Origin of the sequence: Brachyspira sp. G79 (genome assembly GCF_002379365.1) — a bacterium.
In the GTDB taxonomy this organism is placed as follows: Bacteria; Spirochaetota; Brachyspiria; order Brachyspirales; family Brachyspiraceae; genus Brachyspira.
The window spans coordinates 1861259-1886604 of record NZ_JQIU01000008.1; the positions used below are offsets into that span (position 1 = coordinate 1861259).

At 25.9% G+C, this 25346-nt stretch carries 20 protein-coding genes and 1 pseudogene; 9 read left to right on the top strand and 12 right to left on the bottom strand.

The features are described from left to right. Window positions 1-582: 582 nt before the first annotated feature. From KQ44_RS09655 to KQ44_RS15595, 3 genes and pseudogenes are all read left to right on the top strand, one after another. Window positions 583-1137 (top strand): hypothetical protein, encoded by a 555-nt coding sequence (locus tag KQ44_RS09655; RefSeq protein ID WP_096737218.1) that lies wholly within the window; start codon window positions 583-585, stop codon window positions 1135-1137. 298 nt (window positions 1138-1435) lie between these two features. Then, window positions 1436-1795 carry a hypothetical protein gene (locus KQ44_RS09660; RefSeq protein WP_240516581.1) on the top strand — a complete coding sequence of 120 codons (360 nt, stop codon included), beginning with the start codon at window positions 1436-1438 and terminating at the stop codon, window positions 1793-1795. 182 nt (window positions 1796-1977) lie between these two features. Then, window positions 1978-2601: pseudogene (locus tag KQ44_RS15595) on the top strand (hypothetical protein). Between the two features lie 58 nt (window positions 2602-2659). Here the strand turns inward: KQ44_RS15595 and KQ44_RS09670 are convergent. Both KQ44_RS09670 and KQ44_RS09675 read right to left on the bottom strand, forming a co-directional pair. After that, window positions 2660-3226, bottom strand: a complete 567-nt coding sequence (locus tag KQ44_RS09670) for a hypothetical protein (protein WP_096737219.1) — start codon at window positions 3224-3226, stop codon at window positions 2660-2662. Between the two features lie 445 nt (window positions 3227-3671). After that, entirely contained in the window at window positions 3672-4148 is a 477-nt protein-coding gene (locus tag KQ44_RS09675) for a hypothetical protein (RefSeq protein ID WP_096737220.1), read from the bottom strand. Between the two features lie 314 nt (window positions 4149-4462). Between KQ44_RS09675 and KQ44_RS09680 the strand changes: the two genes are divergently transcribed. After that, window positions 4463-8200: a DUF2723 domain-containing protein gene (locus KQ44_RS09680; RefSeq protein ID WP_096737221.1), complete on the top strand. Its 3738-nt coding sequence runs from the start codon at window positions 4463-4465 to the stop codon at window positions 8198-8200. Window positions 8201-8358: 158 nt separating this feature from the next. Here KQ44_RS09680 and KQ44_RS09685 read toward each other — a convergent pair whose 3' ends face one another. Continuing rightward, entirely contained in the window at window positions 8359-8991 is a 633-nt protein-coding gene (locus tag KQ44_RS09685; protein ID WP_096737222.1) for a lactate utilization protein, read from the bottom strand. A gap of 423 nt (window positions 8992-9414) precedes the next feature. Here KQ44_RS09685 and KQ44_RS15085 point away from each other — a divergent pair, with 423 nt between their 5' ends. The 4 genes from KQ44_RS15085 to KQ44_RS09705 all read left to right on the top strand — a co-directional run bounded on the left by KQ44_RS15085 (window position 9415) and on the right by KQ44_RS09705 (window position 15886). Further along, window positions 9415-10137 carry a BspA family leucine-rich repeat surface protein gene (locus KQ44_RS15085; RefSeq protein ID WP_240516583.1) on the top strand — a complete coding sequence of 241 codons (723 nt, stop codon included), beginning with the start codon at window positions 9415-9417 and terminating at the stop codon, window positions 10135-10137. 15 nt (window positions 10138-10152) lie between these two features. Further along, complete coding sequence (locus tag KQ44_RS15090) at window positions 10153-11589, top strand: DUF4132 domain-containing protein (RefSeq protein WP_240516584.1); 1437 nt, start codon at window positions 10153-10155, stop codon at window positions 11587-11589. 154 nt (window positions 11590-11743) lie between these two features. Next, window positions 11744-13567 carry a BspA family leucine-rich repeat surface protein gene (locus KQ44_RS09700; RefSeq protein WP_096737224.1) on the top strand — a complete coding sequence of 608 codons (1824 nt, stop codon included), beginning with the start codon at window positions 11744-11746 and terminating at the stop codon, window positions 13565-13567. 459 nt (window positions 13568-14026) lie between these two features. After that, a complete protein-coding gene (locus KQ44_RS09705; protein WP_096737225.1) occupies window positions 14027-15886 on the top strand; it encodes a GerMN domain-containing protein in 1860 nt (619 codons plus the stop codon). Between the two features lie 11 nt (window positions 15887-15897). Here KQ44_RS09705 and KQ44_RS09710 read toward each other — a convergent pair whose 3' ends face one another. The 6 genes from KQ44_RS09710 to KQ44_RS09735 form a co-directional block, all read right to left on the bottom strand. Beyond that, window positions 15898-16719 carry a hypothetical protein gene (locus KQ44_RS09710; protein WP_096737226.1) on the bottom strand — a complete coding sequence of 274 codons (822 nt, stop codon included), beginning with the start codon at window positions 16717-16719 and terminating at the stop codon, window positions 15898-15900. Further along, entirely contained in the window at window positions 16716-17846 is a 1131-nt protein-coding gene (gene lpxB / locus KQ44_RS09715) for a lipid-A-disaccharide synthase (protein WP_096737227.1), read from the bottom strand. The genes KQ44_RS09710 and lpxB overlap by 4 nt, the downstream gene beginning before the upstream one ends. Before the next feature lie 23 nt (window positions 17847-17869). Next, window positions 17870-18664, bottom strand: a complete 795-nt coding sequence (gene lpxA / locus KQ44_RS09720) for an acyl-ACP--UDP-N-acetylglucosamine O-acyltransferase (protein WP_096737228.1) — start codon at window positions 18662-18664, stop codon at window positions 17870-17872. A gap of 14 nt (window positions 18665-18678) precedes the next feature. Continuing rightward, entirely contained in the window at window positions 18679-19143 is a 465-nt protein-coding gene (fabZ, locus tag KQ44_RS09725) for a 3-hydroxyacyl-ACP dehydratase FabZ (protein ID WP_096737229.1), read from the bottom strand. A 138-nt stretch (window positions 19144-19281) separates the two neighbouring features. Next, window positions 19282-20469: an iron-containing alcohol dehydrogenase gene (locus KQ44_RS09730; RefSeq protein ID WP_096737230.1), complete on the bottom strand. Its 1188-nt coding sequence runs from the start codon at window positions 20467-20469 to the stop codon at window positions 19282-19284. 213 nt (window positions 20470-20682) lie between these two features. Further along, window positions 20683-22023: a CoA-disulfide reductase gene (locus KQ44_RS09735; RefSeq protein WP_096737231.1), complete on the bottom strand. Its 1341-nt coding sequence runs from the start codon at window positions 22021-22023 to the stop codon at window positions 20683-20685. 208 nt (window positions 22024-22231) lie between these two features. Here KQ44_RS09735 and KQ44_RS09740 point away from each other — a divergent pair, with 208 nt between their 5' ends. Further along, complete coding sequence (locus KQ44_RS09740) at window positions 22232-23230, top strand: tetratricopeptide repeat protein (RefSeq protein WP_096737232.1); 999 nt, start codon at window positions 22232-22234, stop codon at window positions 23228-23230. A gap of 1 nt (window position 23231) precedes the next feature. Here the strand turns inward: KQ44_RS09740 and KQ44_RS09745 are convergent, their stop codons facing one another. The 3 genes from KQ44_RS09745 to KQ44_RS09750 all read right to left on the bottom strand — a co-directional run. Next, window positions 23232-23705 (bottom strand): PepSY-like domain-containing protein, encoded by a 474-nt coding sequence (locus KQ44_RS09745; RefSeq protein ID WP_096737233.1) that lies wholly within the window; start codon window positions 23703-23705, stop codon window positions 23232-23234. A 133-nt stretch (window positions 23706-23838) separates the two neighbouring features. After that, a complete protein-coding gene (locus tag KQ44_RS14450) occupies window positions 23839-23997 on the bottom strand; it encodes a hypothetical protein (protein WP_168171270.1) in 159 nt (52 codons plus the stop codon). A gap of 699 nt (window positions 23998-24696) precedes the next feature. After that, window positions 24697-25346: hypothetical protein (locus KQ44_RS09750; RefSeq protein WP_205676562.1), on the bottom strand; the 650-nt coding region annotated here is incomplete at its 5' end.

Here is a 25346-nt window from a genome sequence, read left to right on the forward strand (position 1 = left end):
TAAAGAAGGAACACTTCAAAAAATAATAACATTATTAAATTTATTAGTATTATAAAAAATATATACTAATAAATTTGTAACTTTTACAAATTTTAGTTTTTTAATTTTATTATCTTTGACATCCGCAGTTCTTTTGCATCGCTAACATACGAAAGTCGGCCCCAGCGAAAGACTATATTTTTGACCTAAAATTAGTATATTATACCGCATTTGATATATATTCTTAAAAATATTAAGCTGTAGTATATGCGTTTTTCGCTTTGCGTGCCTTTGGCAGCAACTTTTTTGTGCGGCAAAAAAGTTGATAACATATATATAATATACAGAAATGGCAAAACGTAATTGTTTAGGTATATACTAACAATTTTTATTTTAACAAATTATAGTTGTTTATATATCAAATTAATTCTATTTATATTTACTGCAATTTTTTGTTTAATACTTTAATTTACACCTATAATAAACTAAGTCAATTTATAATTTAATAAACATATATACCGTATTGACAAAAAAACCACGTACATTAGAATTGAAAAACTATATATGATAAAATAATTTTAATAAAAGAGCACTTAAATAAAAATGAAAATTAAAAAGAAAAAAAATGACAGTAAAGTTAATGTAATAGGTTTAATAATATATCTCTTCTTATCTTGTACTATACCTCCTACTGCAATATCATTTTTTGCTAAGGCTGATAAAAATATACAAGAAAAAAAAGAAATAATCAATAATAATAAACAAACTAATGCAGCAAATTTTGACAAAGAAGAAACACTTCAAAAAATAATAACAATATTATTAAAAGGAACTTTATTATCTAAATATAGCAGCTCAGAAGTGGATTTGAAAATTATTGGTGTGAGAGTATTAATTGTATATGTACTGACTTATATATTATCGCTTGCAATTACCGCAATTATAAACCAAAAATATTATCATGAAGAGATAAAACTAAAAGAAGATATTAGAGAGACTATAGAAACAATATTAGTAGGGTTGATTACTCTGGCATTAATGGCATTCGTTTTAATAGTAATAGTAATAAATATGGAAAGTAATAGAGAATATTTAGCTTTCAGCGGAGTGATTTTCGGTTTTATAGCCTGTATTATAATTAGAAAAATAACTTCTTAATTAAAAAAATATTAAAACAAAAAACTGCAAGTATTAATAAGTTTTGAAATAAGTATGCTGTATTGACAAAAAATGCATATATAATAAAATGATGATAGGATTATGAAAAAAGTAGAATGCTTTTAAATATTTTATTAGCATTTATTAATTTACACAATACAGTTTTATTTTCTATTATAAAAGTCTATATTATCATAAATAAAAAAGTATTGTTTTATATTTTCTTAATCATTATATTTTAATAAAAAGCTATTAATAAATACAGACGATTATAGAATAAAAAAATAATAAAGTTATTATGAGAAAAAGAAAAGAAATAAAAGATAGAAAAGAAAAAATTTATATAAGAGCTATTCTTGTTATTATACCTACTATGGCAATACTTATAGGATTGATATTGTTTGTTATTAATGCCCATGCAATATTAAATAAGTATGATGTAGTAAATAATAAATCAGAAACAATTGATAAATATAGTAAAAAATATGATTTACTTAATTTAGTTATACATTCTCTAACTCCTAGACGTTTTCATTACGGGAGATTTGAATGGATACCAGAGAGTTTATTTTTTAGAGTTACAATCATGTTTTTTCTTAGCTTTTCATCATCACTGTTTGGTATTTTAGCAATTCGTAAAATAAAAAAGAAGGATTAAAAAATAAGAATGAGTTAATAATTAATTTGATTTCATTAGTGTGTATTGCAATTACTATATTTGCTTTTCTTATGCTAAAAGATAATATTATAACTGCCAAAGAATATTTAAGTATAGTAGTTGGTATTATACTAGGTTTATTGCTTGCAAATTACAAATCAAAACATTAAGGATAAATATTTATGAAAGATATAATTTTTAATTTGATATACAAAATCAATATACCAGAAAATGATTTATTTAGAATGTCAGCATTATTTTTATGCTCTTTTATAATAGTGTTTTTTATATTGGTATTGATTAAAGGAAATTTGAGCCTTGATGATTTTTAGGTGATAGTTATGGTTTAGGTACGGGTATAGTTATAATGTTAGTAATAGCATTTTTTGGAATATCAGAATTTTTTATAATAAAATACATTGAAAACATTTATGAATATATATTTATAGCGATTGGTATTATAACGGCATTATTTAATATAAAAGATAAAAATATAAAAAAACATTTTTTGTTGCTTTGATATTTTTCTTTATTCTTTTATATGCAGCATTTTTAATGCTCCGTCAACTGATACAGCTATCAATAATCAAAACATTACAAATAATTATACTAATGATTTGAAATCAACTTTATTAACTCAAAAAGGTATTGCTAACTTATTATTAGGATATAATAATCTTTTTGCTTCGGTTTTATTTGGGGATATTACATTAAAAGATTATATAATTATATCATTAATTTTCATTTTATCTGCAATTGTAATTGTTTATATAATTAAAAGAATTGAAAAGAGAAAATCAAAATAAGGTATTTTAGTAATTTTGCTATTTTTTATATTTTTATAATAGTTTCACTATAAAATTATCAATTCTTTTTATCCTTATCCCTAAGGTATTTACTAATTCTCAATGCTATAAATGATAGTATACCGCCGAAAAAGAATGCTAATAATTCCATCATGCTTTCAATACTTCCGATCATATTAAAAATAGCCATGTTTACATGTATTTTATAAATAATAGCCAAACTCATTATAAAAATTACAGCAAATGTAATAATATAAAATTTATAAGAGTAATTTTTAAAAAAAAGCATATCTGTCAAAATCCCTATGACAGCACATCCTATAAAAAATATTATTACCAATCTAATAAATAAATCTTCTGAATCCTCTTCAAAATCTACATTAGGATGATCTCTATAATCTCTCCATCTGCGGCTGCGGCGAATTTCTTTAGTTTCTACACCATTATCAAAATTATAACTATTTTCTAAAATAACATTATTATCACTTATTATATAGTTTCCATTATAGATGTTGTTTTCTTCTATTATATTACTTTCTTCTATACTATAATGATATTTTGCCATTTCATTATAAAATATAAAAGAAAGAATAATTAATACAACTGCTAATACACTAATTTTCATAATACCTGCCTTTTTAATAAAAAATAAATTAATACATATTATTTATCATAAACCTAAATAATTTTTATTTCAAGGAATTTTATTCTAACCCCCACCCTCTATCTTTTTTTACTTTATTCTAAATTGCTGCTTTCTTATTTTTTTTACTGCTTAATTAACATCTATTAGCACCCACCCAAAGTGTTATTTAAATTTGGGGTCTCATTTACGCACGCAGAACGAATCTAAAAAAATAAAGACGTTTAATAATTATAATTTAGCTGTTTTTTAGTAATGCGTTTAACGTGCGTTTATCAAGTTTCAAAAGTTAATAAACGCTTGGGCGGGCGTTAAAAAATATAAATTGAACTTTTAAATATAAATAAAGTTTATTAATAAAAATAGGCTTACAAATCTTAAAGGGCGGGAATTAAAATAAAGTTTAATTTAAGTAAATATATTATTTCTATTTAAATATTAATCTTGCAAATACAAAGCCTATTATAAAGCCTATAGGTAAGGATAAATACTCCAATATGTTTTTTATATTCTCATAATTTATAAAAATAATTATCCCTGTAATTATAACAGATAAAATGAGTATTATTTTGGCAGGTATTAATTCTTTTTTATAGAATTTATTTTTTGATAATAATATCAAACTAAATAAAAAACCTATAATAAGAGATCCTGTGAACATAATAAATACTCTGTCTTCTTTAAGGTCAAGATCATGTCTGTATCTTCTTCTTCTTATATTTTGATATTCAATTTCAGAGTCTGTATTATAATTATTTTCTATAATATAGTTATTTTCTATATAGTTTAATTTATGAATATTGTTTTCTAAGTTTTTATTATTATTTTTTATCAAATCATTATAAAAGATGTAAGAAATTATAATGAGTATTAATATAATATCTATTTTTTTCAAGAATTTCATTTTACCTCATAAATATGTCTTCTAAATATAATTATACTATAATTTAAAACTTATTTTATTTCAATACAAAATAAGTTTTAAATTCTTGAATAATAAGCGATTTTATTATATAATAGTAATTTCTATAGTTGAATTATTTAAAAAATTATATTATTATGTAAAGTTATATAAACTAATAGATAATAAGTATTTGCACTTTTTGGTACTTTTTGCGGCGGGAAAAAGTACAAAATAACTTCATTGCCGCATATATCCAAAATACAATGACAATCGAAAACTATTAAATATATAATAAAATAAGAGGTAAATAATTAATGGCAAAACTTTCACATCTGGAAAAAGAGTATATCAAAGCTAATTATAAAAATAAAAGCATTGATGAGCTTACAAAAAAGCTAGAAAAAGACAGATTATTAATAGAAGAGTATATTAATAATCTGCAAAACAATCAAAAAAGCAATACAAAAAATAATATCAAAAAAGAAAAAGCTAATAAAGAAAACAGCGGAAATATACTTTCCAAACTATTCTCAAAAAAAGATAATGAGGAACCTATTTTTAAAAGATATGAGATAAAACCATATCATCTTTCAAAAATAGACGCTGTATTTGCTGCTATAGCTTTTCTTTTCACATTCTTTTTGTATTTGTTTACACTCACTCCATCTCTTTCAGCAGGAGATAACGGAGAACTTACAACTGCTGCTTACTTTTTGGGAGTAGGTCATGCCCCTGGTTATCCTTTTTATACTTTGATGTCCAAATTATTTACTTATATACCTGTAGGAAATATAGCTTGGAGAACCAATTTATTTTCAGGCACTTGTGCTGCCATTGCTATGATTTTTTTCTATCTTATTATGGTGAAAGTATTAGGACAAAACAGAGTTGAAAGAGGATTTTCACCAATAGTACAAATACCAGCATTACTTGCAAGTGTAGCTTTTGCGATATCTGATAATATGTGGGCACAGGCTACTATGGCAGAAGTTTACAGTTTGAACATACTTCAAATAGCTTCTATGCTTTTAATACTTGTTTATTGGTTTGAAAATGTATGGAAACATGCAGATGATGAAGTGCCTTATTACGGAAATAAATATTTGATGGCTTTCGGATTTCTATATGGTGTTGCACTTGCAAATCACCATGTAACTTTGCCTTTTGCTTTTGCTCCTCTTTTATTTATAGCCATAGTGTTATTTTTGGTACATAAAGACAGATATATTAATCATATAGAAACTTCATTTATATCAATATTCGTATTTTTGGTATTATTATTTATAGGCGGTTTTGGATACTATAGATTTATTATGAATTATGAGGCTTATTTGTATTTCCCTCCTGGTGTAGCTTCTAATGATTCAATATTTTCTATAATATTTAAGCCATTTGCTGATATGAATATATTAAGCGATATATTTACAGCACTTGCAAACGGTTCTTATTTAAGACCAGATATGATACAGAATCTTAAAGCACCATTTTATCCTACTTTGTATAAGGGAATGTTTTTAGTATTCTGGCCTTTATTTTTAGTAGTTGTTTGGTGTTTAGTATATAGATATTTCTTATGTAAAATAGATAAGTTTAATAATGATAATGATTTTATAACAGGTATATCAATATCATATTATAAAATGCTTTTAATGCTAGCAGTAGGAGTTATGATATATGCCTATATGCCTATAAGAGCAAGAGCTTTACCTCCTCTAAACTGGGGACAGTTAAATGAACCTTCAGGATGGGAAAATTTAAGCTATTTATTTAGCATGATACATAGAAAACAGTACGGTACTTCTGGAAACGATGTTGCTGCATCATTCATACTTCACCCAGAACAGGTATCTGCTTTGATAAATATATTTAAAACTCAATTAACAGTTTTAGGATTATTGTTCTTAATACCGGGACTATTTCAAATATTTAAGAAAAATAAGTTTATAGGTATATTCTCAGTATTCGGACTTTTGAGTTTTGCCGTATCACTTATGGCATATACTAATCCTCCTCCAAGTGTTAGAACTTTATCATTTGTAGAAGTATTCTTCCTTCCAGCAACTTTATATATGCTTATAATAGTTGGTTTTGGTTTTCAATGGTATATGGAATATTTTAATACTAATATAAAAAATGTATTAAAACCTGCTAAAGAAGAAAATGCTGATACACAATTAAAACCTTATCATGCAATATCACTTATAGCAATATTTGCAATAATGATACCTATATTTGTTATGAATTTAAGCCGTAATAATAACTCAAAAGATTACAGCAACCATGACTATTCATACAATATGATGAACTCGCTTCCAGACAATGCTATATTTGCTACAGAGGGAGGCGATAACCAAGTATTCGGACTTGTATATTACACTATGGTTGAAAGAAGAAGACCAGATTTAAAAATATATGACCAAAAAGGTAATGTATTTGAAAGAATATACGGAAACCTTATGAAAACTGACGGCAGATGGCTTGGAGATATAAGCGATGCTGTTGATAAAGACTTTATAGAGTCTGGAAGACCTTATTATATGGCTTGGAGACGAGACGGACTTTACAGGCTTGGAGATTACTACTTTAAGGCTTATGGTTTGGTATTCAAAGTTCAGCCTATAAAATATGCTTTAGTTGATGAGTTGGAGTTCTTTAAAGTTCTTACTGTTAATGACTATAAAGATATTGCAAAAGAACATTTAAAAAGAGATTATGAGAATGAAAAAATAGCAGCGGACTTAAATGCATTATTAGATGAAGGCTTAATTTCCGCAGCAAGAAAAAATATTTATGACGGAAACGAAGAGATAACTTTCGTAAAAATGTATGATCTTCCTTTCCCAGAGTTCAAAACAGAAGAGGATTATTGGAACAGCTATACTATGCAGGGAACTCCTGAAGAGATTTCGCATTATGATTTCTTAACTAGAGAGATATTTGTAAGTTCATATTCCCTTGCCAAAATAGATATGTATAATAGAAAAATAAAAATGTATCAGAAACTTTTAGGCTTTATGGGTAATGGAGACATTGCTAAAAATGGTATAACAAGAGATGAAGCCAATAAAAAAATAGCAGAGTTTCAGGATTTAAAAAAGCAGGAAGAAGACAGAATGCTTACTATAGGTTTTGATATGTCTAATGTATACTTTGCTGTGGGCAATCAGGCTATTATGGACGGTAACTATGAAAGAGCAGCAGCAATGTTTGAAGAGCTTATAAAACTAGAAAAACTTATTTATCCTGCTTACTTCAATTTGGCTGCTTCTTATGAATATTTGGCACGTTCAAAAGATACTCCTTATGATAAAGAGTCAGAGTATTTAAATAAAGCTAAAGATGTACTTACTAGAGCAGAAAAAACTTTCCACAGAGGAAAAGATATGGGAGATGCCGCAAGAGAACAGAATCAAACTTATCAGCAGATAAAACAATTTATGGGCAGAATAGATGCACAGCTAAAAACTACAAGACAGCAGGCGGATAATCTTAAAGCTCAGGCTGTGAAAGAAGATACTTTTGAAAGTTATTCTTCCTATGCTAATTATATATATCAAAACAGACAGGATATAGAAGAGACTCTATGGGCAAAATTGGAGGCTAAAAAAAGAGCGAGAACAAGAGAGCATATGGTAGCCGTTAATAAAGATATATCAATACTATATGCTAACATAGGAGACACCGCAAGTTCTATAAATACATTAATTGATACTCTTAAAATGAGAGATTTGACAAAAGATGAAAGAACAGGGCTTGAATTTGATTTAGCTAATATATATCTTAATAGCAAAATGTATGATGAAGCTGTAAGTACATATTCAAAGTACACTAATGAGCTTAATCAAGACGGTGCTTTTGCTTTGTATGCTATAGGTCATATATATATAGAACAAAACAAGATTATAGAGGCTTTAAATATATATAATGACTTCAAAAGAGTAATGTCGCCTTTAGCAGCAACTAATGATGTTATAGCCAATTTGGATAAAGATGTAGAAAGCAGAAGACTTCAGATAATGCAGTATTTAGCTTCTATGAATAACGGACAGTAAAAAATAAAATTTTAATAAAAAAGGCTTGCTATTAAATTAGTAAGCCTTTTTTATTTGTGTAAACTTAAAAAGTTTATATTTATTTCTTATTTAAAACTAAAAAAATTAGCAGACAAATATAAATGCCTGCTGATTTTAAAATTATAAAATTAACAAAATTAAAAGCCTAATTCCTCATCTATAAATATTATATGTATTCTGTCCTTTATATGGCATTTATTGACTATAATAGTATAAGCACATAATCTCTTTTCTATATCGCAGTTTTCCTCATCGCAAATCATGTCCCCCTTGCAACAAGGATTATCTACTTTAAATCTTACTGAGTTTTCTCCAGCAGCAATACTTCTTACTCTTTTTACAGCATCTTCAACAGTATTACAAACTTTATTTCTTCCAACAATCAAAAATACTTTTTTAGGTCCGTAAATAGTAGCAGCAACTCTGTTTCCGCCTCCGTCTGTAGATACTATATCACCATTTTTTGTTACAGCATTAGCCGAACATAAATAAACATCGCTTGTAAATGCTTTTATCTCTGCCTCTGCTTTTAATTCTTTATTATTTCTATCAACAAAATTTTTATAGTTTTTCAAATCTTCTAATATACCCATCTGATTAACAGAAGTACTGCCTCCAAATGTGATAGTATCATTTTCTTTTATAAGAGATAATACAAACTTTTTTGCCTCTTCCTTATTACTAAAACTATCAAAAGCAAAGCCCTTTTTATTAAACTTTTCTTTTAAAACTAAAGATAATCTTTCAAAATATTCTTCCTGAACTGTCATAAAATCCCCTTATTTATTTTTATATTTATTAAACTAGTATAAATACAACTTATATTTTTTTCAATATTATTTTAGCTTTAATGCTCACTATATCTGCAGCTCTAACAATATATCTTACATAGATAAAAATTATAATAAATACTATATAAATAAATTTTAGAATAATCAAACATAAAATAATAATGTATTTATTTACATTTCTTTTTTTATAGTATATAATTCTACTGTTTTTAGTATGAATAATATTTTTTATTATAAATTTTATTTTTAACATTAATAAATATTTTATTTAAATTGATTTTAAGAAGTGGAGGTTATTATGTCAGAAAAACAATTTAAACCAAAAACTAAAGAAGAATTAAAAAATTAGTAGAAGATGAAAGCATTAATCTTGGAAGTATTGATACTAGTTTAATAAAAGATATGAGCAGATTATTTGAAAATAGTAAGAGAGAAAATTTTGATGGAATAGATAAATGGGACACTTCTAATGTTGAAAATATGAGCAGTATGTTTAAAGGAGGCAAAGAATTTAATCAGCCTCTAAATAGTTGGAATACTAATAAAACTAAAGATATGTCAAGAATGTTTGAAGGCTGTTCTAACTTTAATCAGCCTTTAAATAATTGGGATACTTCTAATGTTGGCAGTATGAGCAACATGTTTCAAGAATGCAAATCTTTTAATCAAGACATTAGTAATTGGAATGTTTCAAAAGTAATAAATATGAATTCTATGTTTAATGGATGTACAAGCTTTAATCAAAATATAAGTAATTGGAATATAAAGAGCGTAAAATATATGAGCTTTATGTTTGCAAATGCTTCATCTTTTAATCAGGATTTAAATAATTGGGATATAAGCAAGGTAAAAAGCATTAGTTTTATATTTAATCGTGCTAATAGTTTTAAAATAGTTCCTCATAAATGGAATTTTGATCATATAAAAGAAGATATTGATTATATATTACCAGAAGAAATGCTTGATGAAATATATTCTAAAAAAGAACCTATTAATTTATTATGCTATTTATTTTATAACAAATATTATGAAGATGAAAATTTACAAAAAGTAGATGTTAAATTATGGTATAAGACTTTAAAAAATTCAATTAATAAAAAATTATTTATTTTGTTTCAAAATTAGAAAAAGATTTTGAAAATGAACTTAAAGATGCAGCGGAAGATAATAATAATAAAAAATGCATCTTTTCAAAATATTGAAGAAGCAGAAGAATATGTTAATAACAATTATGATAAGTCATTTGATAAAAGTATAAAATTTATAGATGATAAATATACTCTCTTTACTAAAGAGAGAAAAACAAAAATAAGTTTAAAGATGATTAGATTTATTTACGGAAGTTATTTAAAAGTTAAAAATAATGTTGTAAGATTAGAAATTATTGATGATATTATTAATTTGCTTGATATAGAAAGTTTCAGAAATGTATCTTATGCAATATTTTTAAGCGACAGAAGTAAATTAGCTTCAAGAATTATTTGCGGTATATATGGAGATGGTAAAATAATAGAAGATTATGTAAAAAGTTTAAAAAAAGAATTTTATCCTCGTTCATATTATGTTTATATTTTAGCTTTAAATAAAAATAAATATGCATTAAAATTACTTTGCGATACATCTTTAAAATCAAAAATAGAAAGCATAAAAAATGCAGCTGAATTAGCACTTGAAACTATAGCTAATAGAATGAAAGTTGAAAGATATGAATTAGATGATTTATTAGTTCCTGACTTTAATCTTAATAAAAATGGCGAGAGAATAGTATATGCTGAAGATAAAGAATATAAACTTACTATTGATGATAATATGGAGCTTCATATTATGCATAATAATAAAGAATTAAAAACAGCACCTAAAACTTTTTCTAAAGAGTTAAAATCAGAAATAACTTTTATTAAAAAAGAGATAAAAAACATTGTAAAAAGTCAAAGGGATAAAATGATATATCTTTTAATGAATGGAAGAAAATATTCTTATAATTTTTGGAAATCTGTTTATATAGATAATTATTTTTTTAATGGGTATGCTGTTAAATTAATTTGGAACTTATATGATGAAAATAATTTGTTTTTAACAACATTCAGATATTTAACTGATGGAAGTTTTACTGATTATAATGATAATGAAGTAAAAATCAATGAAAATAATTCTATTAGTTTAGCATACATTAAAGAAATGGATAATGATATTATAGAGAAATGGAAAAAGCAATTATCAGATTATGAGATTGTTCAGCCTATTAATCAATTAAGAGTTATTGATGATTTAGAAAAAGAATTTTATTCATTTAATGATGAATATAAATTATCTAAGTTAAAAAATTTTGTTAATAAATATCCTTTTAATGAATATTATGAAGATTATTACACAATAGACGGATATAAATTTGAAGAGAAAGTAAGCGGTTTAGCATTAGATATATCAACAAGTGGTATTAGCAGAGATAATGCTGACTTTGGAGATATGATAGAAATAGTATTAAAAATATTAAATATATCAGAAAATAATAAAGATTTAGTTGATAGATTTATGTTTGGTTGTATTTTAATGCTTGAATATTTAAGAACTATGTAAAATTATTTTATTAGACTTGTTTCAAAACTAATTTTTTTATTCAACTTTTTTGCCAAAGCTACAAAAATATGAATACTATAATAATAACAATTTGAAAATTGCAAAATATTTCAAAAAATATAAAATAACATAAAAGTAATTAGGATATATAATTATGAAATACAAACCGCAAACAAAAGAAGAGTTACAAAAGTTAGTGAAAGATGAAAACATATATTTGGGTGATATTAATACAAGTTTAATTACTGATATGAGTAGATTATTTGAAAATAGTAAGAGAGAAAATTTTGATGGAATTGAAACTTGGGATACTTCAAATGTTACAGATATGTCAGATATGTTTATGGGTGCTGTAAACTTTAATTCAAATATAAATAATTGGAATGTTTCAAAAGTTACTAATATGTTCGGGATATTTTCAAGTGCTAAAAACTTTAATCAACCATTAAATGATTGGAATGTATCTAATGTAACAAATATGGAATTCATGTTTTCTGAAGCTAAAAATTTTAATCAGCCGATTGATAAATGGGATACTTCAAAAGTTATCAGTATGAGATGTATGTTTTATAAAGCTGTAAATTTCAATCAGGATTTAAATAATTGGGATACTTCTAATGTAGAAAATATGCAAAGTATGTTTTCAAAGGCTTATAATTTTAATCAGGCTCTTAATAATTGGAATGTCAGCAAAACAGAAAAAATGCTTGGTATGTTTGAGAATGCTTATAACTTTAATCAGCCGCTTGGTAAATGGGATACATCTAATGTTTTATATATGAACTATATGTTTTTTAATGCTAAAAGTTTTAATCAGGATATTGGAAACTGGAATGTTTTTAATGCAATTAGTATATCATATATGTTTAGTGGTGCTGAGAGTTTTAATCATTCTATAGAAAATTGGATTATTAATGAAGCTTGTTTTATTAGGGAGTTTTTTTCGGGTGCTTCTTCTTTTAAGAATGTGAAGTCTATATTAAATATTTATTTTCTTTCCAAAGGAAGTGATAGAAAAAAACTTTTATTAATGCTTGAAAACTGCGATATAAAAGAAGTGTATAAAGAAGTTATAAAATATAATAAACTTAAAGATTTTATAAAGAAACTTGAAAATACTTATTATGATGAATTAAAGGAATTAATTGATAATAAAGAAGATATTATAAAAGAATATAAAAAATTAAAGACTAATAATATCAAATTAAAAGAAAATGAAAAATATAAACCTAAAGATAAAATAGAATTATTAAAATTAATAAAAGAAAGAGTAAAATTTAATAAAATAGATACTAGCTTAATAACTGACATGTCTGGATTATTTCAAAACTCAAAACTTAAAAAATTTGACGGCATTGAAACTTGGGACACTTCAAACGTAGAAGATATGCATAACATATTTAGAGGAGCTATATATTTTAATCATAATATAGAAAATTGGAATGTATCTAATGTTATTAATATGGAATATATGTTTTCAGGCTGTACTAGATTTAATCAGCCTCTTAATAATTGGGACGTTTCTAATGTAAAGTATATGAGTTTTATGTTTTCAGATTGTGCAAGTTTTGACAGTGATTTAAGCAGATGGAATACATCTAATGTGGAAATAATGACCTTTATGTTTAAAAGTGCATATTCTTTTAATCAGGATATTTCTAAATGGAATGTAAGCAAAGTAAAATATGCCGATGCTATGTTTAAAGATGCTAAGAGTTTTAATCAGCCTTTGAATGATTGGGATATGAGTAATATTAAATCTATAAATGGAATGTTTCATAGTGCTTCAAATTTCAATCAGCCTTTAGACAAATGGAATCTATCTAATATTAAAAATATATCATTTGCATTTTATAACTGCTCAAATTTTAATCAGGATTTAGAATCTTGGAAATTGTCAAATGAGGTTAATATGAAATATGCTTTTTCAGATTCGCTTGTAGAAAAACATGAACCTTCTTGGTATATAGAAAAGTAAAGATTATAGTAAAAATTATATATACCAAAACAACTATAATTTGTCAAAAAATAAATTTTTAAATTTTAATATTTGTGGGGACTAGCCCTGCAAAGCACACAGTCGTGCAGCTCCGCCGCTTCTTTTGCCGTCCACTCGAAGTCAACCTTTAGGTGCAGTCTAAATTAAATATATATAATACATTTAATACATATCTTTAAAATATAAAGTTCTAGCAATTGTGTTTTTCGTAAACGTTATTTGAATGATAGAAACTTTGGCGAAGCCCACAGGGCGTGTGTGCGGCAAAAAAGTTGATAATTCTGTATAAACTGCATAAGTTGACAAAATAAAATTATTCCAGTATATACTAATATCACCATATACAAATTTTCAACATGTATAATAAATAAAATTCTAATCGCATTTAGCTTTTTATCGATAATGAAAACGATACATATTATACTATGGAGTAATAAAGTGCCAAGATACGAGCAGCTTAAAGCCAAATCTAAAGGTATATCATATACAAGACAAATACGTAATGAAAGTAAAGAGATAAATTTAAAAAAGCCTTTGATTATATCTGTTCTTTTTATAATTATTGCTGCTGTCATTTTTACTACTTTTAAAAAATATTCTCCTATGGTAGATATTGCAATAAAGGATTTTTTCTCTATTAATCATAGAGAGGCTTTGGCTTTAGAAAGTGATGGCATGTCTGAAGATACTGATAAAATGAGCTTTTTGAATAATATACCATTATTTAATTTCTTCATTAAAGCAAATACTAATGAAACTTTATCTGTAATGACATATGAAACTAATTCCAAAATAGAGGCTGCTTTAGATACATTAACAAATGATTATAATTTTACAAACTCTAATATAATAACTAGAGAATCTCTTCTTCCTTTTTTTAATAAAAGCGGAGCAAGTAATTCTATTCTTTATGACAGCGGATATGTAGACTACGGAAATAATCATGATTCTGTACTGTTTAGAGATGAAAATAATAATTCAAATAATAATATATTAGATGAAAATACAGAAGAATATATAAATAGTAATAATAATATAACCACTAATAATAATAACTATAATTATTTAGAGCAGATGATTCTAGAAAACAGAAATAATAATACATCATCAAGAAGAAATAATATAATAAGTAATAATAATTCAGCAAATGAAAATAGAGATGTAAAAAATAATTCTTCAGATATAAATAACTCTCATTCAGTAAATAATTCTTCTAATGAAAATAAAAGAATTGAAACAAATACTGATACACCTAGAAGTATATTTGATGATATTCTAAAGCCTAAAGAAAATATAAAAAGAGAAACTACAACTATGAAGCCTGCATCTTCTACTACTTTCTCAAGCAGACCGCCTCGCAGCTATAATAATACTAATTATAGAAGTGCAGATGAACACTTGAAAAATAATGATATTGTGAATAATGAAGATAAGTCTATAGAACAAAATAATGAAACTATTAATAATAGAAAATCAGCAGATAACACTGTTATAAGAGAAGAAAACAGAATAATAAAAGAAAGTATTAAGAAAGAGAATAATTCTTCTGATATAACTTCACAGGATAGAAAGGATATTATTCGTTCTTCTCTATATACAATGACTAATTCTTTGGATAAGTCCAATATTGATTATAATAGAGTTATAAATGATATGGTTAATCCAAATAATAATACTAAGAAAGAGGATAATATAAAAAAAGATAATTCTATTAAAGATGAAAATATTATAAAAGAAAGTATTAATAATAAAGAAAATAATACTATAGGCAACATTAAAGAAGATATAATGAAAAAAGCCCAAAATGATATTAATAATTATAATATTAAAAAAGCAAATAATACTATAGAGAGGGCTTCTTTAGAGAGAACTTTAAAAGATAATAACGATGAAGGTATATATTTGGTAGAATACAGCGAAAGTACTGGAGCTATAACATTAATATTTAGAAGCAGAAAATTTAATAATAATTCTTCTATAAAAGAGGCTATAGATGAACTTCTTATTGGTGCTACAGATGAAGAAAATAATAGAAACATTATAAGCTGCATACCTAAAGGCACTAAATTACTTGATATATTTGTAGAGGATAATACTGTATATTTAAACTTTAATGAAAACTTTGAGTTTAATCCTTTGGGCAGTGAAGGAACTATAGTACAGATTTATCAGTTTGTATATACAGCTACTCAATTTGAAGGTATAGATAATGTTATATTCCTTATAAATGGAGAGCTTCATGAAACTATAGGTTCTGAGGGTGCTATAGAGAATATGCCTTTTAAAAGATTTGAATAAAAAAATATTAATTAATATTTATTATACACTATAAAACTGAATTCTTTTCTTATAGGAAGTATTAATTTGGAATGTGTTTTATTGTTCTCGTCGTATATTTGTAAATGATTATGCGGTTCAAGGTTTTGATTAAAAAGTCTTAAATCGCATAATGCAAGACCAAATCCTGCACTTTCACTATTGTCTAACTGCTCTGTGAAGAATTTTTCTATTAGATTTTTTTTATAGTATTCTTTGAAAGTTAATCTTTTAGAGTCTATTCTAGTTCTGCTTATCATAGTTAGCGGTGCATCATTGACTATTTCAAAGTATATATCATTTTTATTTATTCTTGAGAGAAGTTTAATTGTTAATTTCTTTTTTATATCCTGATTGCATAGAAGTAATTTTGAGTATTTTTCTTCATCTATTGGTATATTATTATCAATATCTTTTATAAGTTTATTTTCTAATCTTATATACTCTTTAAGTTCATTTTTAGTATCATCATCTTTTAATATATTAGAATATTCACTCATTATATCATAATCATCAAAATATTCTCCGCTTTCTATTTTTTTCGTGAAGTTAGGGAATTTTTCTTCCAATATTTTTATTGTTATGATATGAAGATATCTAGCTTTTATAGCATTAGATATAAGCTCCATTATAATATATACTGCATCACTTGCATATTTTTCTATTTTATATTTTTTTAATATTTCTTCTATTATAAATATTATTTTTTGCTTAGTAATATTATCAAGCCAAGTAATATAAAATTTAATAGGTTCTTTTTTATGATTTTTTATATACAGCTGTATTTCTTCTATATTAGTTGAAGCGTCTATCATGATTTTATAATCTCTTTTGCTATGCGTTCAAGCACATTTTTTTCGCCTAAAGTTTCTCTTACTCTAAGCAGATTGTTACTTACTTTTTTATAGTATTCTTTATCGGTTAGATACTTTATAATATGACTTGTAATAGCATTCGGGTTACAGTCATTTTGCAGTAATTCTGGAGCTGCCTCTTCATTAAGCAGAACATTAGGCATTCCCACATACTTTATATTTGTAAGTAATTTGCCAAGAAAGAATGTAATATATGATATTTTATAGCATATTACCATAGGCTTACCATAACATGCCGCCAAAAGACTTGCAGTACCGCTTGACATTATTAATGCATCAGAATATGAATATACATAATCTTTATCCTCGCCTGATAATAGAGAGTAGTTTACATCTTTTAATAAGTTTTTATAATTATCAACAATTTTTTTTATAGGTTCTGTATATTCTGGATATGCTATAGGTATTACAAATCTTATATTGGACGAAAGCATATCATTAAGCATTTTCATAGATTTGATAAATACAGGAGCAAGCTGTTTTATTTCCTGATGCCTGCTTCCAAAAAGTATGCCTACCGTGTATTCTTTTTTAGGCATATTAAGTTCTGGTATTTTTTTATCATAATCCAAATCAGCAAATGGATGTCCACTATACATTACATTGCATCCGTATTTTTTATATACTTCATAATCAAATAAAAAAGGTGTTATTATTTTTTTAGCAGAAAGAAGTTTCTTTGCATTCCAAGCACCCCATATACCAACATGAGGCGGGAAATAATATATATATTTTATATTATTTGCCTTGCAATATTTAGCTAAAAGTAAATTAACTCCCTGATTATCAACTAAGAGCATAATATCTACTTTATTTTTTTTAAGATAGTCCTGAAGTATATTGAAAGCACCAAGTTTTTTAAAAGCATATACTGGATTAGCTCCTTCAAATATTCCCATAGTGGATAAAGTAGACATGTCAGATAATATATTGACATTTGCTTTTTGCATTTCAACGCCGCCAAATCCGTCTAAAATTATACTAGGGTCTAATTCCTTTATCTTTTTTGCTAATAAAGCTCCTTGAATGTCGCCAGATACTTCGCCTGTAGCTATAAATATTCTCATATTGTTTGTAGTTTTATTTTTAATTATACAGTCTTTTTAGGAGTAATTCCTCTTCTTGCTTTAGAAATAAACTCTACAATACTTCTAGCTATATCATTTAATGAATTGTCATTTAAATATGTATCTAAAAACTCTTGTTTCGTTTTATTCCAATTATACCACATATCATAAGCTTCTTCAGCCTGAGATATCTGCTCAGATGTAAAACCAGCCCTTCTCATACCAACCAAATTTAATTTATATACAATAGCCTCTCCAGCATGAGCAGTTAAGGCAAATGGAAGTATATCTCTTCCAACAGCAGACATACCGCTAATCATAGCATACTGCCCAATAGCACAAAACTGATGCACTACACAGTTTCCTGATATAAAAGCTCCTTTTTCTACCCTTACATGCCCTGCTACTAAAGCTCCATTACATATAATTACATTATCCTGTACTTCACAGTCATGAGCAACATGACCTGTAGCCATTATGTAACAGTTATTTCCTATAGTTGTTTTGGCATTTTCTTTAGAAGCTCTGTGTAAATTAGCGAACTCTCTAATTTCGTTACCATCTCCTATTTCTAGGAAAGTTACTGTTTTTCTATCAAAGTGTATATCCTGAGGCAGATTGCCTATTACAGCATGATCATGAATTATGTTATTTTTTCCTATAGTTGTGTATTCTTTTATAACTGAATGAGCACCTATAACAGTATTTTCTCCAATATTCACTTCTCCTTCTATAACGGCATAAGGACCGATTACAGCACTATCTGCTATTTTGGCAGATTTCGATATAATTGCAGTTTTATGTATATTTTCAGACATCTTTATTTCCTATTTTATTTATCTATTTTCATAGCCTCTTTATCTACTAAGAATAAACCCAAATCAGCAGAGCATGCTAGCTTATCATCTACCTTTACTTCGCCATGAGTTTTTAGTAAAGTACCGTTAAAAGCATCTACCGTAATGAACATGTCCATAACATCTCCTGGTATTACAGGGTTTTTAAACTTTACATTGTCTATTTTAGCAAAGAACATAAACTTTTTGCCGTATTCTTCAGGCTTTAATAATTTTGTATAGCAGTATATTCCAGAGGTCTGTGCCAATGCTTCAACCATTAAAACCCCCGGCATAATAGGGCTTTCAGGAAAATGTCCAGTGAACTGTGGTTCATTAAAAGTTACATTTTTTACAGCATGTATTTTTCCATCTTCAATACTTTCTACCTTATCTACAAGCAGAAAAGGGTATCTATGAGGCAATAATTCCATTATTTTGGTTATATTAATTTTTTCCATTTGTCATATTCCTTTAAACAAATAAATATAAAAAAATTATATTAATATATGTAGAATTATATCATATAATGATAAACCTTACAAGTAAAAATATATATGATTTTCATTTCTAAATTATTTATAGTTTATATTTTTTAGTTAAACATTTGCCATCTTAAAAATATTGTAAACATCATTTCTATTTAAAGCTCTAAAATGTTTAAACTCTAATTTTCCGTCTTTTATACATCTTTTTGTTAAATCGTTCAAAACTTCTTCATTTTGTATACCAATTCCCAATTCTGTAAAGTTGGTAGGCATATTTATTTGTTTAAAATATTCTATAGTTTTTTCTATACCTTTAAGTCCTGTATCATCATCAATATTCCAAACATTTTTTGAATATTGAATAAATCTTTCTCTCTTATCTTCAAGACAGTATTTAGCCCAAGAACCCCACATAGCGGAAAGACTTGCCCCATGTGCAACGTCAAATTTCGCACTTAATTCATGACCAAATTTATGAACTATAAAGTCAAAACTAAGTCCAAGACCAGTTAAAGTATTATGCGATAAACTTCCGCACCACATAAGCTCACTCATAGCATCATAATTAGTTTTGTCTTTCATAGCTATTAATCCATTTTTGAATATTGTTCTTAAAACTGCTTCAGCTATAGCATCTGTTGTCTGATTATTATCACCGTTTACCGAGCCTTCGCTGTCTCCAAAATATCTGTCAAATGTATGCATGAGCATGTCGGATATTCCGCATGCTACCTGATAATAAGGCAGAGTAAATGTAAGACAAGGATTCATTATTGCAAATTTAGGACGGTTAAACTCTGTAGGAAGTCCTCTTTTATCTAGTGTCTCTTCATTTGTAAGTACTGCAGAATTGCTTGTCTCACTTCCTGCTGCTGATATTGTAAGTATACAACCTATAGGTATACTTTTTTCTACGTCTTTTACTCTAGTCCAAAAATCCCATATATCAGTTTCAGGATTAGATGCCCCATGTGCTATTGCTTTTGCTGTATCTATAACGCTTCCGCCTCCTACTGCTAGTATAAAATCAGCGTCAAAATCTATTGCTTTTTTTACGCCTTCTCTTGCATGAGATAGAGTAGGGTTAGCTCTCACATTACCAAATAATTCATATTCTATATTTTCTTTTTTTAATATGTTTTCCACTTTATTGAGAAGTCCGCTTTCTTTTACGCTTTTTGTGCCGTATACCACCAATACTTTTTTGCATCCTAAATTTTTTATTTCACTGCCAACTTTATTTTCTGTATCTTTTCCAAATATTACTTTTGTAGGATTATTAAATATAAAACTTTGCATGTAAATATCCTTATGTTTTTTATAGTATTATAAGTATTTTTATTTGTTAATCAAGATGGTATTATGTGGGTTATTTTTTATATATTTGTTTAGGTATATATTAAAATAACTAATATAAAAATTGAGGCTTGAATCAGAATAAAAACTCTAATATCAAGCCATAATAAATTTAAAAAAATGAGTATACTAAAATATATGCTAATTTCTTAATTATTATTTAGCCGCATTTCCTGCAACATTAAGTGAATCCCAAGTTCTAGCAAAAGGCGGTGCATAGCATAAATCAAGCATTCCTAATTCATCTACAGTAAGCCCTGCATATATGCAGGCTGCTATAACATCACATCTCAATACTGCCCCTTTTTTACCTAATATCTGCCCACCTATAATCTTTCTAGTGTCTTTTAAATATATTAATTTTATATTCAAATCCTGATAGTCTGGATAATAATGAGTATGATCCAAATCTTTTATAGTAACAGTTTTATAATCTATATTTCTTTTTTTCGCTTCTTCTTCAGTAATACCAGTTCTTGCAGCTTCAAGCTCAAATGCAAGTATACAGGCACTTGTTAAACTTCCTGCAAATTTTTCATGTCCACCAACCAAATTACTAGCAGCCATTCTTCCAAGTTTATTAGCACCAGTTGCAAGAGCAGCATAAGTCTGACTATCAGTTACTCTGTCATATATGCTTGCACAATCACCTGCTGCATATATGCCTTCAATGCTTGTTTGGGCTTCTCTGTCTACAAGTATAGCTCCATTATCCATTAGTTTTATTCCAGCTTCTTTTGCCAAATCACTATTAGGAACTACTCCTATAGCAACTACAACATAATCAGCATCATATTTTCCTTTATCTGTAACAACCGCTTTAACATTATTATTACTGTCAGCTTCTAATGATAAAACTTTTTCATTAAGACGTAAATCAATATTTTCTTTGATATGCTCTATTACCATATCAGAAAACTCTTTATCAAATTTACCTCCGAACACTCTGTCAGAACGCTGTATCATAGTAACATTTTTACCAGTGTGTTTTAAAGCATGAGCTGCCTCTACCGCTATAAAACCAGCCCCTAATACTACAACATTTTTTATATTTTCATCTTTCATCTTCTCTCTCATGTTGATAGCATCTTTAAAATCTTTTAAAGTAGATACATTTCCGATATTTATGTTTTCGATATTTGGTATTATTGATTTAGCTCCTGTAGCTATAAGTAAAGAATCATAACTATCTTCAAACTCTTTATTATTATCTATATCTTTAACCAATACCTTTTTATTTTTAGCATCTATTTTTAATACTTCATGTTTCACTTTCAAATTTATTCCTGATTTGATAGTAGCTTCAGCAGTTCTCGCTATCATAGTATTAGGGTTTTCATAGAAACCTCCCACATAATAAGGCATTCCGCATGCCCCCCAAGAAACTACATCAGTTTTTTCATATACAGTAATTTCAGCTTCTTTATCTAGTCTTCTTGCTTTGGCAGCAGCACTCATTCCAGCAGCTACGCCTCCTATTATTATAACTTTTTTCATATTTAGAAACTCCTTTATTATATTTTTATCTATATACCCTTATATAGTATATTCATTTTATTGTCATTTGTCAATTTTTAATTATTATTTTATATTATATTAATAAAATTTAAAGCAAATATATTTATAGTCAAAAAGTTGAAAAAAAATTAATTATGAATATACTAATAGATGATTTTTTATTATAAGTGATGGATTAATATATATTATGGACAATAATAATGATTTAGAAAATAGAGTTAATAATATGATATCATATTATAAGAATATATTAGAGCAGGATTCTAATAATTATAAGGCTATGACAGATTTTGGTATTTTTTATACGCAACTTGGAAGACATATTGAAGCTATAGAAATATTAAAAAAAGCATTAACTATCAACAATAATGATTACTCATTATATAGACTTATAGGTATGTCATATATAAAAATAAAAAATTATCATAAGGCTATAATATATTTAAAGAAAGCTTATCTTCTCGAGAATAATGATTATATAAGTTTAAATTGGCTTGGGTATTGTTATATAAAAATATGCAGATATGAAGAGGCTGTAAAGATATTGAATAAATCTTTTATGATAGCTCCAAAAGAATATATTAATTGGCGTAATTTGGGTTTAGCATTATATCATCTTAATAGAATTGATGAGGCAATAGAATCATTTGAAAGGGTCATGGAACTTAACAAATATGACTATGACAGTTTTTATTATTTAGCACTTTGCTATAAAGAAAAATATGATTATAAAAAGGCTATAGAAATATTAAAAAAAATAATAGAAGCAGAAAATGATAATTATCAAGCTTATTTTAATGCTGGACTTTGCTTTTTTATGCTTGATGATTTTTCTAATTCTTTAATTTATTTTGATAATGCTCTTAATATAGATGATAATGATTATCTGCTTTATTATTATATAGGAGTATCTTATTATAATATAAAAGACTATATTAATGCTATTGAGTATTTAAATAATTCTATAGAAAAAAATAATACTCATTCTTCTTCATATTATTATTTGGGATTATCGTATTATTCTGCAGGGCTCTATGATAATGCTGTTAATATGCTTGAAGAATGTGCCAAACTGGATGAAAGTAACAGAGAAATATACATCTCTCTTTCAAGTGCCTATAGTGCATTAGGAGACACTGAAAACTCTATAATAGCATTTAATAAATATAAAGTATTTAAAGGCTGATTTATTCTTCTATATTTTCTTCATCATTAAGAACTGTAGTATTGATTATAATGCCATATCCACTTATTTCTAATTGATATTTATCATCTAATACTATTATAAATACTTTATCTTTTCTTTCTATATCAGTTATTTTTGATGAAGGGTATTCGCTATCTATAACATTAACCATAGATTTATGTATGCAGCTTCTAGGTATACCTTGATTTTTGGCTTCATCTGTTATAGCAGTAATTTTTTTCCATAAGCCCGTATGGTAAAATACAAAATGATATCCAAAATCTATATCTATCTCATAACCACCTTCTCCCTGATATAATGATACAGTTTCTATATTATTTCCTGGAAAGTTTAAGTTAATAAAATTTTTAGCTTTAAGCGGAAGAGAGTTTTCTGTTAAAGACTGAGAATACAAAAATATAGCGTATATAAAAAGACATATACAGATAATAAAAATATTTTTTATACATTTCATAATTGTTATAATATTTCGTATTTTATTATCTTTATATTAATAATTTTTTTTATTTTTATCATATTTATATAAAAAAATAATGACTGAAAACATTATAGTTTTAAGTCATTATTTTATATTTTTAACGATTATATTATTCAGCAAATATACCAGTATCAGATTCTTTTATAACATCATTATATTCATCAATTAATGACTTGTATTCTTTTTCATCATTTAATATTAAAGCGTCATCTGGTATTAAAGCATCATTATAATGATTATGTTGTTCTTTTATATTATTTTCTGTCATAATATTTCCTCCTTTTTTTAAATTAATATATTCTAGTTTTTGTGATATTTATTATATATAATGTATACACTATATTGTTTTTTTTACTTTATTATAGAAAAAATTAGCTAATTTTTTATTTATAATCAACCTTTCTAGTATATTATAATAATAACAAAAATTTTTAATCCGTTATAATTTTTTTTGGGATATTATATAAAAAATTGACAAATTGTAATTGTTTAGGTATATACTAAAAATTTTTAAGTTTGTAAACTGATGCACTTTATATATAATTATCAACTTTTTTTACCACAACTTCCAGAAGTCTATGGCAGAGACACTTAGAATAAGGAGAATAGGCGTCATAAAAGGAGTGGGCACTAACATACAGTACAACTCCACAATGCAAATATCTAAATTTAAAAAAATTCATTTTTGAACAAATTATAATTATTTAGGTATATACATATGTAATTAAAAAATGCTAAATTAATAACTTTATAATATTAATAAATTTAGTTTTGAAATTGGTATTCAAATATAATAATTCATATTTGGGATAATTTCATGGAGATATCAATCTCTATACTTGTATCAAATATTAAATCAGCAGAGCATACTTAACACTAAATTAAACATTAATGATTTTTTATATAAATAGAACTGTATAATAAAAAACTATACAGTTCTATTTATATATTTATACAAGTTAGAAAACTATTTAATTTGATTTTTTTCTTCTCTTATTTCTCTTTCTCTTATTCTTTTTGCCTCTCTTCCTATCTCTCTTTTCTCTTCTTTCCTTCTTGCTATTTCTCTTCTTCTTTCTCTTTTTCTTTCTTCTTTTGATTCATATTCATTGATCTTTTCAATTTCTTCTTCATTGAAAAACATATTAGAGTCAAGTTTATATTTTATATTATTATAAATATAATCAGTATAATTATGCAAATTGATATCATTTTTATTTATATCATTAATGCTATTCAATAATTTATTGAATTTTTCTTTATTAGAAATAATATGTTCTAGTGAAGAGTCTATATCATTAACAGATATTTTATTTTCAATATCCTTTATAATATTCTCATCTATTTTTAAGTCAATATTTTTTGACATATCTTCTGTAAATGTATAGTCATTATTTTTAGCTTTCTCATTCATATGATATTCAAAAATTATATGATCATATATATTCTTTATAATATTTCTAAGATTAAATGCATTACTATAAATTTCTTTTGGTATAAAATTATCTTTTGAAACAAAATCATAAACATAATTATCATAATCTTTAATATTTTCAATAACAGTATTAAAATCATTTTCTATTTTTAATACATCTTTGTTAAGCATGCTAATATTAT

Bases quoted from the DNA above. Each gene is read 5' to 3' on its own strand.
- KQ44_RS09740 (WP_096737232.1), top strand. From the start codon at position 22,232: ATGGACAATAATAATGATTTAGAAAATAGAGTTAATAATATGATATCA.
- KQ44_RS14450 (WP_168171270.1), bottom strand. From the start codon at position 23,997: ATGACAGAAAATAATATAAAAGAACAACATAATCATTATAATGATGCT.
- KQ44_RS09655 (WP_096737218.1), top strand. From the start codon at position 583: ATGAAAATTAAAAAGAAAAAAAATGACAGTAAAGTTAATGTAATAGGT.
- KQ44_RS09700 (WP_096737224.1), top strand. From the start codon at position 11,744: ATGAAATACAAACCGCAAACAAAAGAAGAGTTACAAAAGTTAGTGAAA.
- KQ44_RS09675 (WP_096737220.1), bottom strand. From the start codon at position 4,148: ATGAAATTCTTGAAAAAAATAGATATTATATTAATACTCATTATAATT.
- KQ44_RS15085 (WP_240516583.1), top strand. From the start codon at position 9,415: ATGAGCAGATTATTTGAAAATAGTAAGAGAGAAAATTTTGATGGAATA.
- fabZ (WP_096737229.1), bottom strand. From the start codon at position 19,143: ATGGAAAAAATTAATATAACCAAAATAATGGAATTATTGCCTCATAGA.
- KQ44_RS09660 (WP_240516581.1), top strand. From the start codon at position 1,436: ATGAGAAAAAGAAAAGAAATAAAAGATAGAAAAGAAAAAATTTATATA.
- KQ44_RS09745 (WP_096737233.1), bottom strand. From the start codon at position 23,705: ATGAAATGTATAAAAAATATTTTTATTATCTGTATATGTCTTTTTATA.
- lpxB (WP_096737227.1), bottom strand. From the start codon at position 17,846: ATGAGAATATTTATAGCTACAGGCGAAGTATCTGGCGACATTCAAGGA.
- KQ44_RS09670 (WP_096737219.1), bottom strand. From the start codon at position 3,226: ATGAAAATTAGTGTATTAGCAGTTGTATTAATTATTCTTTCTTTTATA.
- KQ44_RS15090 (WP_240516584.1), top strand. From the start codon at position 10,153: ATGAACTTAAAGATGCAGCGGAAGATAATAATAATAAAAAATGCATCT.
- KQ44_RS09735 (WP_096737231.1), bottom strand. From the start codon at position 22,023: ATGAAAAAAGTTATAATAATAGGAGGCGTAGCTGCTGGAATGAGTGCT.
- lpxA (WP_096737228.1), bottom strand. From the start codon at position 18,664: ATGTCTGAAAATATACATAAAACTGCAATTATATCGAAATCTGCCAAA.
- KQ44_RS09730 (WP_096737230.1), bottom strand. From the start codon at position 20,469: ATGCAAAGTTTTATATTTAATAATCCTACAAAAGTAATATTTGGAAAA.
- KQ44_RS09685 (WP_096737222.1), bottom strand. From the start codon at position 8,991: ATGACAGTTCAGGAAGAATATTTTGAAAGATTATCTTTAGTTTTAAAA.
- KQ44_RS09710 (WP_096737226.1), bottom strand. From the start codon at position 16,719: ATGATAGACGCTTCAACTAATATAGAAGAAATACAGCTGTATATAAAA.
- KQ44_RS09680 (WP_096737221.1), top strand. From the start codon at position 4,463: ATGGCAAAACTTTCACATCTGGAAAAAGAGTATATCAAAGCTAATTAT.